This window comes from Candidatus Pantoea multigeneris (genome assembly GCF_011752615.1).
GTDB classification, from domain to species: domain Bacteria; phylum Pseudomonadota; class Gammaproteobacteria; order Enterobacterales; family Enterobacteriaceae; genus Pantoea; species Pantoea multigeneris.
The window spans coordinates 346883-359425 of record NZ_VWXF01000002.1; the positions used below are offsets into that span (position 1 = coordinate 346883).

Here is a 12543-nt window from a genome sequence, read left to right on the forward strand (position 1 = left end):
CTTTGATGAGTGTAAATGGCCTCCTTGTGAGGCCATTTTTGTTTGCGCCGCTTAGCGCTGTTCCGAATGCAACGCCAGCCACAGATTTTGGTAGTCCCATACCATCTCTTCTAACGAAGCCCGGTTCAGCCCGCTGGGATTGGGTAGCACCCAAATTTCTGTCTCGCCTAGCATCACCGCCTGTTTGCCCCACTCTGCTTTACGCTGCCCGAAGGCGCGTCTGAACGCATCTTTGCCCAGCACCGCTAACGCACGCGGCTGCCACTGCAAGACTTTCTGCTGTAAGCGAACCCCGCCATCACGCAGCTCATCGCCCTCCAGCTCATTTGCCTGTACCGTGGGCCGCTCCACTAGCATGGTGATGCCACAGCCGGTTTCCAGCAGACGCTGTTCCTGCTCTGGTTTGAGCTGTTCCTGAGTAAATCCCGCCTGATGAATGACCTTCCAGAAGCGATTGCCGGGATGCGCAAAATGAAAACCGGTGTGAGCCGAAGATTTACCGGGATTGATACCGCAGAACAGCACCTGTAAATCCGGCGCGATGATGTCCTGAATACCGTGTTCGATCATACGCCCTCCAGGCCCGCACGCTGTTTTACCGCGCGGCGGCTGGCTGCCAACAGGGTGCGTGCTTCGTCCTCATCCGGGCAGGCTCGTGCCAATGCCACTGCCCCAACCATCTCCGCCAATATGCTGATCGCGACCTCATCCGCTTGAGGATGATGTAGTTCATGTAGTGCCTGTGCCAGCCGCTGCTGCACTGCATTACGGCGCTGAGAAAACAGCGTGCGTGCTTCCAGCGGTAGATGAGCCATCTCACTCACCAAAGCCGGCATGGGGCAGCCCTCTCCCGGCGCGTTGCGATGATGCAACGAGAGATAGTTATCGATGAGCTGGCTCAGCCGCTCAGCGGGATCTTTCAGGCTGGTAATGGCCGCGAAACGCGCAGCAGAATCGGCAAACATTTCTGCAATCACCGCTTCTACCAGCGCTTCACGCGAAGCAAAGTGCGCGTAGAAACCACCGTGCGTTAAACCCGCCCGCTTCATCAGCGCCGCTACGCCAATACCTTCGGTGCCGTGTTCCCGCATCACCACCGCGGCTTCATCCAGTATGCGCTGCCGCGTACGCGCTTTGTGGCTCAGCTGTTCCATCGTTTCTCATCCTGCTCATCGCTAATGGCAATCAGTGTAATTATTACGATCATCATATACCAGCTTGACGAAAAATATGATGATCGTCATATTAAGGACATCAGATATGACAACCATCATTTACAGGAACCGACGATGACACAACAACTGGCGTTGATCACCGGAGCCTCCAGCGGTATTGGGGCTACTTACGCAAAACAACTGGCCGCGCGCGGCAGCAATCTGATTCTGGTGGCGCGTGATGCAGCACGCCTCAACCAGTTGGCAAACTCTCTGCGGGAGTCACACGGCGTAGACGTCAGCGTGTTGGCCGCAGATCTCACTCAAGCGGATGACATGGCAAAAGTGGCCCGTGAGCTGCGTGATAACCACGCCATCACCCTGCTGGTAAACAATGCCGGCATGGTGGTAGAAGGTGAGTTTACTGACGCCGACATTCAGCCGCTGCAAACCATGCTCTCGCTGAACATCATTGCACTAACCGAACTGGCTCACAGCGCCGCGCAGGCCTTCCGCGCACGTGGACAGGGCACCATCGTTAACATCGCCTCTGTAGTCGCACTGATACACGAGGCAATGAATGGTGCCTATAACGCCAGTAAAGCCTATGTGCTGTCTCTGACGCGTAATATGGATCGTGAGCTGTCAGGCAGCGGCGTCGTTCTACAGGCCGTGCTACCCGGCTTTACCCGCACCGAGATCTTTGATCGTGCCGGAAAATCGATAAGTGACATTCCCGCCGAGAAGATGATGGAAGTGGATGATTTGGTGGCTGCGGCACTGCGCGGACTGGACAATGGCGAGCTGATTACCCTCCCCTCCGTGGAAGATATGGGGCTGTGGCAGAAGCTGGATGAAGCCTGCAGCGCGTTGCTGCCGTTTATCTCCCTGAATAAGCCCGCTTCACGCTATCTGTAAAGCCTGAATGCTACTGAGGCAAGGCAGCAAACCAGCCTTGTCTCAAAAACCAGCAATGACTGCGTAGTGATTGGGCAATCATCAATAACAGAAAGGGATTTTTGTTTTGAGATCAATAACTCACGAATTGTTCTTATTTTCACCAATCAACTGGCGAAGGCTGGATCACCCGGTAGAGATACCTTATAATCCCCGCACCGCTGGCCCCTTAGCTCAGTGGTTAGAGCAGGCGACTCATAATCGCTTGGTCGCTGGTTCAAGCCCAGCAGGGGCCACCAAAATTTAGCTTTGAAATCAGTAGATTAAAGCCACCGCATGGGTGGCTTTTTTGTTGGTGACAATTCGAGTGGCGATAAAATGGCGGTAGAATTACTAGCACCATTTTCCAGAGTGCATAAAAAACTACTCACGGTGTATTAGTATTAGTGGAAATTTTTCAGAGCCATAATGTTCTCTGACCACCGAATGTCAGGTGAGGTGGAGCCTGAGTTACCATTCCGGGCGTAACAATAAAACGCCCTACCAACTCCATCATCACAAACGTACAACTGCAATTTATGTGTGTGCATTGATGATAGCGTTCTTTAGTATTTTCGCTGAGATGTCCATTGATGTGCGCATGCGTCACGTGCTGGCCTTATGGACAGTGGAACATTACCACGCTCCACAATTCTCAATTCTCAATTCTCAATTCTCAATAGGTGAATAAATGTTATCCTTTTTTTCACAATTTGAGATTGAGTTTATTTACTCACCTCTTCGGTAACATACTCAACATCTGACACCTTAATCTCAAGCTCTAATCTAGTCGTATAGCCGTTTCACCTCTTGGCTGATTATCTAGGATTGCGCGTCTATCAAGCACTTAAAGCATTTAACCATCACCAGCGTTTCAGGAAATGACACATAAAACGCATCAGGAGAGACCGACGGTGCGGGATTGTAGTCAGAAAAAATGCCAGGCACTACAAAGGTGGTGTCGATCTCGTCGTCGATAGCCAGTAAAATTCCTGCTCACCGACCGACGGAGCCTTCCACACCCGAGAGAGACCAGCACGACAGGTGCGCCAGTTAAGCCAAGTGGTTTGCATGTCGCCGGTCTGGACACGACAAAGCCTCTCGTCGAGGTTGAGGTTGAGGTTGAGGTTGAGGTTGAGGTTGAGGTTGAGGTTGAGGTTGAGGCTGAGGTTGAGGTTGAGGCTGAGGTTGAGGTCGGTCACGATGCTGATGCGGATGGGATTTCGGATCACGCGTGCGATGTTCTGCAGAGAATTTAAATTATTCATGGGGAAAGGATGCCGCCGAGCAAGGCCAGCAGCAATCAAGCAGAGTTCTGTGAAGTATGAACCAACATCTGGTTAGTTTGGCTACAATCTATGATTTCCGTTATAATTAATTAGAATAGCCAAATTGAGAATGCAAAAATATTTGCTTACTATTGAAACTTCGAAGGTGTTTAGATAATGAATGAAAGAAAAAATTGCTTAAACGATGATGAGGTAGTACCTTATTTCAAGAGTGATAGCGCCCAAATAAAATTTGAATTTATTTATTTAATAACACTTTTTATAACGGGGTGTTTTTTTGCATTCCTATTCCAATTCAAACTTGAAATTTCATACAACAACAAAATATCTTTATTTTCAATTCTTGGGGGTTTTTTTGGAGGGTGGGCATATAATGCCAAATGGTTTTATCGAGTAACTGCGAGAGGAAAAAGCAATCAGTATAGTTTCCCTTGGGAATCCCATAAGTTCTACTGGAGGATTTTCATTCCATTTCTTTCCGCCTTGGTAGCATTTTGCTCATATACAATATTATCTCCAGAGACACTTATATCTTCGATCAAAGGACATGGAAAATCAAAAGTAGCCTTCTCAATTTGTTTTGTTTTGGGGTATTTTTCAGACTTAGTTCTAAGTCGCCTTGCATCTTGGGCTGAGAAATTACTTCCCAAAAAAACCGGAGACAATAAACATGGATGATTTCTGCAACTCATCTTGTGGAATTTGTGATGAAATAAACGGAGTGAGCTATATCGAGGGCTATGGTAAAATCGTGGGAGATAAGAAGAACATCATCGCTGAAACAAATGATTTTCTCATAGTCCCCAGCGTTGGCCCACTTAATAATTCACATGTCATGCTGATTACTAAACATCATGTTAACTCTTTTGCCTCGATTGATAGAGGCATTCGAGATGAGGCGAGAAAAACCCTACGAAAATTAAATGAATTCATGTTCAAAAAAACAGGTCGACCTCTTATTTTTTTTGAGAGTGGCGCTGGAAAAAATATAGATCATTCAGGCGGATGTATTTTTCATGCGCATATACATTGCGTTTACCATTCACCAGAATTTGAAAATTCTTTAAAAAAAGAAATTAATTTCACAAAGATAGAAGATCCAAGGTTAAATTTTGACACCAGAAACGGATATGTCTGGTATATGAACAACAACTATAATGAGTTTATATGTAACAACCCTCTATTGCCATCCCAGTTTTTGAGATACTTATACTCTAACTCCAATTCAATTCAGGGAAATTGGAATTGGCGCAGAGATAACAACATCAGTGGAATCATGAAGGTCATTGAGAATTACGAAAACCTCACACTTTAAATACACAAAGGCTGATTTAAAACCAGCCTTTATTAATAATGAAACCCTGAAAATATATAAACCTCAAGAAACACTACAGTTACATACTCACCATTAGCACAACAAAATAATAGCAAATCATTCGGGATATCTAATGATCAACTCATCAATGTGCGTTATGTGAGCCTAGCTTAATCCGAGTAGCTGGCGTTTTACGTGTTGCACGTCCTAAGTATGCGCGCAACTAATTGCACCTTGCCAGTAAATTCCACAATAGCACCATTTTCAAGGCCACTGGCTTTCATGTAGTAGTTCGTGCGCAACTTCTGAACATCGTTCTTTTGATTCGCCCGTTCTTTGCCCTGAGCGACTGGCGCTTGCATGCCTGATAGGTGAAACCATCCAGGGATTTTTGCTGTTGGCCCCCTAAATTGCTTCGCATTCTCACTGGCAATCCGTCGACGCTCGGTGGGTGACAGACCGGCGGGCTGGTCGTCAAAGGGTTTGAGCTCACTCATCCCACTTGCTCATCACTTCAAAATCACAGCCAGTTTCTTACAGAACCTCTATACTAGAGGCAACATGTCGTACGATTTTGCTGCGCATTGCGCTCTTGAACCTGGCGTAAGCCTTAAATGGCTGATGGCTGGTGAGGGGGAGAAAGCCTGTCTGCTAATGAACCTCAACACTCAACGGAACTTTCTTTGTTTGAATTAAGTGAAGGTGAGCTAACCAATATTGGTACTCTTAGCTTTTCACTAAACTGCCGAAAAAAGGTGCCTCTGTGAAAAGCGATAACAGCACCTATGTAATCGAACAGGAATCCTCTTTGTCTGATGGCCTTTGGTTAGTTGATATTGAAGGCGCATTGAGTCTTAAGAAAATAACCGTATTGCCCGGCAAAAAATCACATGTATCTGGTGGTAAAGTGCCGTTTGAGTGCGGAATTGATGACATCAAAATAATTGGTCGTGTGGTGGGCGTATACAGCGAGGTTAATTGATGACTGTCCGTTAAAATCCTACTGGCGGCTGGATTGGTGAGCTCTATCCAAACGGTGCAAAAGGCAAACGTATCAGAAAGAAATTCGCAACCAAAGGCGAGGCTCTGGCGTTTAAACAGTACACCGTTCAAAACCCATGACAGGAAGAAAAGGAAGACAGGTGCACGTTAAAAGAACTGGTTGACTCATGGTATAGCGCTCATGGCATTACCCTGAAAGACTGCTTAAAACGCCAGTTAGCTATGCACCATGCTTTTGAGTGTATGGGCGAACCTCTTGCACGCGATTTCGATGCGCAGGTGTTTTCCCACTACCGTGAAAAGAGGCTAAAGGGTGAATATGCCCGTTCGAACAGGGTTAAAGAAGTATCACCTCGCACGCCTAATCTTGAGCTGGCCTACTTTCGCACAGTGTTCAATGAGCTAAATCGCCTCGTGGAATGGAAGGGTGAAAATCCGCTAAAAAATATGCGCCCTTTCCGCACAGAAGAAATGGAAATGGCCTGGCTAACTCACGACCAGATTGTGCAACTGCTCGGAGAGTGCAAACGGCATGACTACGCTGACTTAGAAACTGTGGTAAGAATTTTCCTCGCCACTGGCGCACGATGGTCTGAGGTCGAGAGCCTGAGAAAAAGCCAGCTCGCAAAATACAAAATCACATACACCAACATGAAAGGCAGAAAAAACCGCACCGTTCCAATCAGCAAAGAGCTTTATGAATCTCTGCTTGATGATAAAAAAGGTCGGTTGTTTAGTGATTGTTATGGTGCGTTCCGGTCTGCTCTGGAAAGAACAGGTATCGAACTACCGGCAGGACAACTTACCCATGTTTTGCGCCATACCTTCGCCAGCCACTTTATGATGAATGGCGGTAATATTATTGTGTTGCAGCGCGTGCTTGGCCATACCGATATTAAAGTGACCATGCGCTATGCGCACTTCGCGCCGGACCATTTAGAGGATGCGGTCAGATTTAATCCGCTATCAAAAACAGAAACGTAAGCATCATAACGATGCCTTAATAATTAATAATTCATTTATTTTTCCTTGAAGTTGATTTTCTAGGCTTAATAATAGGTTCCGCATTCATTAGAGAGCCTAAATTATGTTCCACTCCAGACCTGAGCATTCCCGTATGTGTCTGGGTAGCTCCCAGCTCTTTATCAGGATCTATTTCTGGATGCCTGGCTGTAGGTTTTTTCTTGTCGTAAATCACATAGTTTTCATATGTAGCTAGGCAAACAAATATAACCTTATCAAAGGGAAACTTTAAGTTACTTAAAAGATAATTTGTCCATGGAGCGATGTACGTAAGAAAGTGAGGATAAGCCCCATCTAGAAAATCACTTGTAACTAATAAAATGACTTCATTATATTTTTTTGATTTTTTATAACCTTTATATTTAGATGATTTATCATGAATTGATTTGTAAATATAATTCCTTGGGAAAGCAATGCTATCTTTTTTTAATGGCCTTGTCGATGAGATACCATTGAGGCAGTCGTCGATTCGCTGAGACTCTATTTCCTTAGAGAATTTACGGTCATTGAAATACAGTTTATTCTCAAAACTATCACAGGATGTTATCTCTATTCCTATTGATTTCTGAGGCTGAAAATTTTTCAAAACTATAGCAGCATCTGGTCTGTCAGTTTGACTTAAGTCTCTGGAAAATGATCCGTATATATCTTCCAAAGTTTTTACTGCACACTCAAAAACAAAATTTTCATGTTCCAACTTTTTCATTATGACATCCTAATCAGTTCAAATATGGTCATTTTTATATATTTTTCCTCCGTTAAGATAATACATTACCCACAACAAAGACAGATAACTATAGATCTCATCTCCGGACATAGTGGCGATAGAGTGGCGGCAGAAATGGCGAATAATGGGTAATCACTGGCAAACAGTGGCAACCTATCTCTATGATTAGTAAGACAAGCTATTGATTTTCGGTTGTGTTGACAGGAACTCATAATCGCTTGGTCGCTGGTTCAAGCCCAGCAGGGGCCACCAAAATTTAGCTGTGAAATCAGTAGATTAAAGCCACCTTTTAGGGTGGCTTTTTTGTTGGTGAAGCACGGAGTGTCGCAAAAGTGTCGCGCGGAATTTTCAGCCCCCCCACTAAACCCAGCCATCACCAGCTTCAGAACAGCCCCGCAGGGGCTGCCCCAAAGCCAAAAATCAATGCTGTGCAGCGATCACATCCACGATCACCAGGGGTACTTTACCGGTGTTGGTCAGGCCGTGGGATTCACCTTTGCGCACGACAGTGATGTCACCGGCTTTTACTGGGTAATCTTTGCCGTCGGTGTCTTTAAAGGTGCCTTCGCCAGAAACGATGATGTAAGCATCTTCGTTATCTTTGTGCTGGTGGTAACCGATGGAGTCGCCAGGCTTCACAGTCAGCCAGCTCAGCTCTTTGATCGCCTCATCTGGCTTTGCTTTATCACGCGTGAAGGCGAAAGCGGCATCAACGGTGCCTTTACCGCCGCCGAGGGCTTTCTTTTCTACCTGCTGCTGCTGTTCTTTGGTAATCACCTGCGCGTAAGAGGTAGACAGTGGTAGTAAAATCGAGGCACACAGCAATGAAGAGAGAAGTAAACGCATAATTACACCTACATGTGGTTAAATATTAACTGATTTAATAAAGTCATAATGCAGAATACCTCTGCCCTTTCTTTATGACACAAACACGTAGGATTTACATTATTAAAAAAAGCGTAAAATTCACTTCTGCATAAAAAACTCACTGCCACCAATAAAACCCGCGACTTTACAGGGTTTAATATCTGACTAAAGCTAAATCAGAGAAAAATAAATCCTTTCAGCTGTCATTATCAGAAAGCTGGTAATAACGGAAAAAAACTGCCCACACGGGGCAGTTTGCTAAGCTATGTTGGCCAGTAACCTTGCTGTGCGGCCTGCACAAACATATCGATAGTCAGAGCAGAACGGAGGTTAACCGTAGGCTTTCGGGCGAAAAAACCTCTCACTACCCAAGGGGTATAGTGCTCAATCGAAAAACCTTGCGCATCAATGTTAAACGCCTCGAACACCTTTTGACTCAGTAGAATAAGGTCGATAACTTCATAATAGTCTTGTAACGGTGAGTCTTCGCCCACCGTGATATTCCTTAGAGTAAATGTGATAACCGGAGGCAGCACCTGCCGAATAAACGCCTGAACTTCAATTTCAGAATAATTACACACGCAGCATTCTCTGACAGGCAAGAAAAGAAATTATTTTTATTACCGCAGGAAAAATCATCACTCATTCACACTCAAATAAACCCGAGTCGGAAAGTGACCTCACCATCTTGTAATACCGTTTCGGCATCGATTGAAAACATCTTCACGCGCTCATTCTTCTCTGAGGAAATAGTAGGAAAACCTTCCTGTAAAGTAATGCTGATGGCGCAGGATGAGTATTCTCCCGCCTGGTTTTTATGTCCAAATACACTTAAACCCCCATTAGTCACGATTTTGACTTTCCACAGATCCGTATCGGCATCATGGAGGATATCGGCCCGCACGCCAGGCAGAATGCCAGTATGTTCCATGCATTCACGGCTAAAACGGATATTCAGCGTCAGTGTTCCACTGTCCTGTCGGCGGCTCTGCGTAGCGGTAATGTGATGGCTTTGTAGAATGCGACCACGGCGACGAATGCGCGCAGTAAGAGATACGAAAGTCATTGCCTGCTCCATTATTGACTCTATTAAACAGCCAGAGGTGAAATCCGCAATTGCGGTGTCCTCTTCTTCTCAGGCCTGTAAGAAAAGAAGAAATCTCAGCATCAGGCTTCTATTGTTCTGAACGGCCCCATGCACTGGTGCGATATGTTCATTCGCATACCGATAAGTTCATTTTCCCCCTGCATTTACTGTCTTTTAGGCTGAAATTTGGTCAATACTGCGCGTTACTTTTCTGTCTCTCTGGCTAAATATGTCTCCATCACTCCTTGCTCAGGTTATCTGCCGTTATGCATGCCAGCAGACATGTTCAGCGCTCTCCATTTACCCCTCCTTTGCCCCGCACAATCCCCCTCTTCCCGGTTTTCTCACGGTACAACACTCTGAATTTCACCCGGCTGCTTAAGTCGCCTCACAGGCGTGATATCTTAAATTTTTGCGTCAGAATACGGATAACGAGCAATGAGTAAACTGCGTGTGGGGATTGTGTTTGGTGGGAAGTCTGCTGAGCATGAAGTCTCATTACAATCTGCCAAAAACATCCTGGAAGCCATTGATAAATCACGCTTCGATGTGGAACTTCTCGGTATTGATAAACAAGGCCAGTGGCACCGTAATAATGCCTCAACCTATCTGCTTAATCCGCAGGACCCGCAGCGTATTGCCCTCAATCAGAGCGGTGAACACATTGCCCTCGTTCCGGGTAAAACCGGGCAGCAGTTGATCACCAGCCACGATGCTCATCCGTTAAGTCAGGTCGATGTTGTCTTTCCCATCGTACATGGAACATTAGGCGAAGATGGCTCATTGCAGGGATTGCTGCGTGTAGCCAATCTGCCGTTTGTTGGCTCTGATGTTCTGGGCTCCGCCGTCAGCATGGATAAAGACTTCACCAAACGTCTGCTGCGTGATGCGGGCATTGCTGTCGCGCCTTGGGTCGCTGTGACTCAGGCTCAACGTCATTCGCTGGATAAAGATGCGCTGGTAGCCGAGTTTGGTTTCCCGCTGTTTGTTAAGCCAGCTAACCAGGGCTCATCCGTGGGCGTGAGCAAAGTCTCCAGCCTGCAAGAATTGGATCAGGCGCTGGACCTGGCCTTTACTTTCGATCGCAAAGTCCTGATTGAAAAAGGCATTAAGGGACGAGAAATTGAGTGCGCTGTACTGGGTAACGAGCAGCCAGAAGCCAGCCCTTGTGGCGAGATCGTGGTGCATGATGCCTTCTATGCCTACGACACCAAGTACATTAACGCCAGCGGTGCGGAAGTGGTTGCGCCTGCTCAGCTACCGGCTGACACCAGCGAAGCGATCCGCTCACTGGCAGTGAAAGCCTTCAGCGTGCTGGAGTGCTTCGGTATGGCGCGTGTTGATGTGTTCCTCACGGAACAAGGTGAGATTATCGTCAATGAAGTCAATACGTTGCCGGGATTCACCAATATCAGCATGTATCCCAAGCTGTGGCAGGCGGCAGGCGTGAGTTATCAGGATCTGATCAGCCGCCTGATTGACCTGGCGCTGGAGCGCCATCAGCAGCAGTCACAGTTAAAAAGCAGCGTCTGATAGGAGAAGCCTGTATTAACTTCAGGCTTCATCCTCAGGCTACCTCGCTAGTCACGGGCAACTGTGCTGGCGAGGTCTGATTACGGCCGTTACGTTTAGAGAGATAGAGGTTTTTGTCTGCTGCGGTAATTAACCGATGAATATGGCTTTGCCAGTCACGATCCTGACAAGCTCCATCCTGTGCCAGACCAATACTCACCGTTACCGTCGCCGTATTGCCCTGTACCCAGAACTTCTCTGCCACCACGGACTGACGAATACGTTCTGCCAGTAGGTAGAGTTCGTTGGCTTGTGGCTCATCCACCACCACCACAAACTCCTCACCACCAAAACGACAAACCCAGTCTCCCGCGGCTGACTGATGCTCGATTCTCCGGGCTATTTGCTCCAGCACTTCATCACCCGCATGATGACCAAAACTGTCATTGATCGACTTGAAATAGTCGACGTCCAACAGGATGACGCCTGTTTTTCGTTGCGGAGTAAACGGCTTATCTTTCAGCACTTCGTATAAACCAGAGCGGGAAAGCAGGCGCGTCAGAAAATCATAATTCGCGCGCAGCGCCAGCCGCTGATTAAGCTGACGAATAGTTTCCATCGTAACCGCAACAATTAATGGGCTGATGGCGACCGTAGCCACCCCCAATCGGGCGGATGTCAGGCGGCTGAGGGGTAATACGCCATCTTCTCCCTGAATATTCATCACGCCATGCGCCACCAGGATGATCTCCGTGATGCCGGTTAACAGGATGATTAAATTGGTCAAAGGGACTGGCAGCACAATCGCACACCAAATCAGTGCTGGCAGAGGGAACGTCAGGCTCCCGGCTCCGCCAATTAAGGCACCCACGGTGAGTGAAATGACCACACTCAGCAGCGGTAACAAACGCGAGGGGTAGAACAGCGAGCGCGATAAAAATGTATTCCAGCTCCGCGTCAGGAGAAACGGCAGCAGCATCAGCCCGGTTGAGAACTGCTCGCTGAACCAATCCCCCCAGGCGGTGGCAAAGGTGATGTAACTCAGTTGCCCTTGTGCTAAAGCGCCCCAGCCCGCACAAACCAGAGCAGCCACCAGACAAGCAGGGAAAATACGCAGTGCCTTGTTAACCAACAGGCTGCCCTGCCGTGACTGGAAATGGCGCACCAGCATTGAAACCATCGTCACAATAAACAGCATGTTAGCAATGTTTAATGTCACCGCTTGCAGCGCCCAGCCCGAGAACACGGTGTCGTTAAACACCATGGCAGCAAAAATAACGCAGTAATAACGCAGGCTATGCAGGAAAGGATTGCGGATCAACAGGCCACTAATGATGGCGTTGACCGGCCAGAACAGTGACAGCTCTTGTGGAATACGCAGATGACTGCCAACAAAACAGAACAGCAGTGTAGTGAAGTACAGCAGAAGGACATTTTTCTTCGTTGTGTGCTCTTCAAACAACTTAACGCGCATAGGTTCAACCCTGTAACCAGAAGGATTCACTGCCTGGATCCGACTCCCACCCGCTCCAGTGGGAAATAAAAAACGCGTTAAGTATGCCCGCTTAAATAAAATCGGATATCCGCGATATCCGATTTTATGCGAAAAAACTGGGATTTTACACTCTGCA

The 12543-nt window shown here is 47.0% G+C and carries 15 protein-coding genes, 1 tRNA gene and 2 pseudogenes; 8 read left to right on the top strand and 10 right to left on the bottom strand.

Features of this window, described 5'->3' with window-relative positions:
• Window positions 1-51: 51 nt before the first annotated feature.
• Window positions 52-570, bottom strand: a complete 519-nt coding sequence (mug, locus tag F3J40_RS07045) for a G/U mismatch-specific DNA glycosylase (protein WP_167013255.1) — start codon at window positions 568-570, stop codon at window positions 52-54.
• On the bottom strand, window positions 567-1154 hold the full coding sequence (locus tag F3J40_RS07050; protein WP_167013257.1) for a TetR/AcrR family transcriptional regulator: 588 nt from the start codon (window positions 1152-1154) through the stop codon (window positions 567-569). The genes mug and F3J40_RS07050 overlap by 4 nt, the downstream gene beginning before the upstream one ends.
• Window positions 1155-1289: 135 nt before the next feature.
• On the opposite strand from F3J40_RS07050, the gene F3J40_RS07055 reads away from it, so the two are divergent.
• Window positions 1290-2072 (top strand): SDR family NAD(P)-dependent oxidoreductase, encoded by a 783-nt coding sequence (locus F3J40_RS07055; RefSeq protein WP_167013259.1) that lies wholly within the window; start codon window positions 1290-1292, stop codon window positions 2070-2072.
• A gap of 202 nt (window positions 2073-2274) precedes the next feature.
• A tRNA-Ile gene (locus tag F3J40_RS07060) sits at window positions 2275-2350 on the top strand.
• A gap of 158 nt (window positions 2351-2508) precedes the next feature.
• On the opposite strand, the gene F3J40_RS07065 is transcribed toward F3J40_RS07060, so the two are convergent.
• Entirely contained in the window at window positions 2509-2700 is a 192-nt protein-coding gene (locus tag F3J40_RS07065; RefSeq protein ID WP_369410923.1) for an ogr/Delta-like zinc finger family protein, read from the bottom strand.
• Between the two features lie 251 nt (window positions 2701-2951).
• Window positions 2952-3358 (bottom strand): annotated as a pseudogene (locus F3J40_RS07070) (phage baseplate assembly protein V); the annotation flags it as partial.
• A 177-nt stretch (window positions 3359-3535) separates the two neighbouring features.
• Here F3J40_RS07070 and F3J40_RS07075 point away from each other — a divergent pair.
• Complete coding sequence (locus F3J40_RS07075) at window positions 3536-4057, top strand: hypothetical protein (RefSeq protein WP_167013261.1); 522 nt, start codon at window positions 3536-3538, stop codon at window positions 4055-4057.
• On the top strand, window positions 4050-4694 hold the full coding sequence (locus F3J40_RS07080) for an HIT domain-containing protein (RefSeq protein ID WP_167013263.1): 645 nt from the start codon (window positions 4050-4052) through the stop codon (window positions 4692-4694). The genes F3J40_RS07075 and F3J40_RS07080 overlap by 8 nt, the downstream gene beginning before the upstream one ends.
• A gap of 191 nt (window positions 4695-4885) precedes the next feature.
• Here the strand turns inward: F3J40_RS07080 and F3J40_RS07085 are convergent, their stop codons facing one another.
• The gene (locus F3J40_RS07085) at window positions 4886-5191 is read right to left on the bottom strand and encodes a hypothetical protein (RefSeq protein ID WP_369410933.1); all 306 of its coding nucleotides are present in this window, start codon (window positions 5189-5191) and stop codon (window positions 4886-4888) included.
• Between F3J40_RS07085 and F3J40_RS07090 the strand changes: the two genes are divergently transcribed.
• The 3 genes and pseudogenes from F3J40_RS07090 (at window position 5142) to F3J40_RS07100 (ending at window position 6680) form a co-directional block, all read left to right on the top strand.
• A complete protein-coding gene (locus tag F3J40_RS07090) occupies window positions 5142-5390 on the top strand; it encodes a helix-turn-helix domain-containing protein (protein WP_369410924.1) in 249 nt (82 codons plus the stop codon). The genes F3J40_RS07085 and F3J40_RS07090 overlap by 50 nt on opposite strands.
• Window positions 5391-5457: 67 nt before the next feature.
• Window positions 5458-5676, top strand: coding sequence for a S24/S26 family peptidase (locus tag F3J40_RS07095; RefSeq protein WP_369410925.1), 219 nt, complete (start codon window positions 5458-5460; stop codon window positions 5674-5676).
• A 32-nt stretch (window positions 5677-5708) separates the two neighbouring features.
• Window positions 5709-6680: pseudogene (locus F3J40_RS07100) on the top strand (phage integrase).
• Between the two features lie 31 nt (window positions 6681-6711).
• Here F3J40_RS07100 and F3J40_RS07105 read toward each other — a convergent pair.
• The 4 genes from F3J40_RS07105 to F3J40_RS07120 all read right to left on the bottom strand — a co-directional run bounded on the left by F3J40_RS07105 (window position 6712) and on the right by F3J40_RS07120 (window position 9379).
• Window positions 6712-7425, bottom strand: a complete 714-nt coding sequence (locus F3J40_RS07105) for a hypothetical protein (RefSeq protein ID WP_167013265.1) — start codon at window positions 7423-7425, stop codon at window positions 6712-6714.
• Between the two features lie 441 nt (window positions 7426-7866).
• Entirely contained in the window at window positions 7867-8292 is a 426-nt protein-coding gene (locus F3J40_RS07110) for a cupin domain-containing protein (protein WP_017347470.1), read from the bottom strand.
• 284 nt (window positions 8293-8576) lie between these two features.
• Complete coding sequence (locus tag F3J40_RS07115) at window positions 8577-8894, bottom strand: DUF1493 family protein (RefSeq protein ID WP_167013267.1); 318 nt, start codon at window positions 8892-8894, stop codon at window positions 8577-8579.
• 71 nt (window positions 8895-8965) lie between these two features.
• Entirely contained in the window at window positions 8966-9379 is a 414-nt protein-coding gene (locus F3J40_RS07120) for a hypothetical protein (protein ID WP_167013269.1), read from the bottom strand.
• Between the two features lie 459 nt (window positions 9380-9838).
• Here F3J40_RS07120 and ddlA point away from each other — a divergent pair, with 459 nt between their 5' ends.
• Window positions 9839-10933 carry a D-alanine--D-alanine ligase gene (ddlA, locus tag F3J40_RS07125; protein WP_167013271.1) on the top strand — a complete coding sequence of 365 codons (1095 nt, stop codon included), beginning with the start codon at window positions 9839-9841 and terminating at the stop codon, window positions 10931-10933.
• Between the two features lie 34 nt (window positions 10934-10967).
• Here the strand turns inward: ddlA and F3J40_RS07130 are convergent, their stop codons facing one another.
• On the bottom strand, window positions 10968-12386 hold the full coding sequence (locus F3J40_RS07130; protein ID WP_017347466.1) for a GGDEF domain-containing protein: 1419 nt from the start codon (window positions 12384-12386) through the stop codon (window positions 10968-10970).
• Window positions 12387-12543: the final 157 nt, after the last annotated feature.

What these genes read in the sequence shown, in the direction of transcription:
- mug (WP_167013255.1), bottom strand. Translation starts at nt 570, where the DNA reads ATGATCGAACACGGTATTCAGGACATCATCGCGCCGGATTTACAGGTG.
- F3J40_RS07050 (WP_167013257.1), bottom strand. Translation starts at nt 1,154, where the DNA reads ATGGAACAGCTGAGCCACAAAGCGCGTACGCGGCAGCGCATACTGGAT.
- F3J40_RS07055 (WP_167013259.1), top strand. Translation starts at nt 1,290, where the DNA reads ATGACACAACAACTGGCGTTGATCACCGGAGCCTCCAGCGGTATTGGG.
- F3J40_RS07075 (WP_167013261.1), top strand. Translation starts at nt 3,536, where the DNA reads ATGAATGAAAGAAAAAATTGCTTAAACGATGATGAGGTAGTACCTTAT.
- F3J40_RS07080 (WP_167013263.1), top strand. Translation starts at nt 4,050, where the DNA reads ATGGATGATTTCTGCAACTCATCTTGTGGAATTTGTGATGAAATAAAC.
- F3J40_RS07085 (WP_369410933.1), bottom strand. Translation starts at nt 5,191, where the DNA reads ATGAGTGAGCTCAAACCCTTTGACGACCAGCCCGCCGGTCTGTCACCC.
- F3J40_RS07105 (WP_167013265.1), bottom strand. Translation starts at nt 7,425, where the DNA reads ATGAAAAAGTTGGAACATGAAAATTTTGTTTTTGAGTGTGCAGTAAAA.
- F3J40_RS07110 (WP_017347470.1), bottom strand. Translation starts at nt 8,292, where the DNA reads ATGCGTTTACTTCTCTCTTCATTGCTGTGTGCCTCGATTTTACTACCA.
- F3J40_RS07120 (WP_167013269.1), bottom strand. Translation starts at nt 9,379, where the DNA reads ATGACTTTCGTATCTCTTACTGCGCGCATTCGTCGCCGTGGTCGCATT.
- ddlA (WP_167013271.1), top strand. Translation starts at nt 9,839, where the DNA reads ATGAGTAAACTGCGTGTGGGGATTGTGTTTGGTGGGAAGTCTGCTGAG.
- F3J40_RS07130 (WP_017347466.1), bottom strand. Translation starts at nt 12,386, where the DNA reads ATGCGCGTTAAGTTGTTTGAAGAGCACACAACGAAGAAAAATGTCCTT.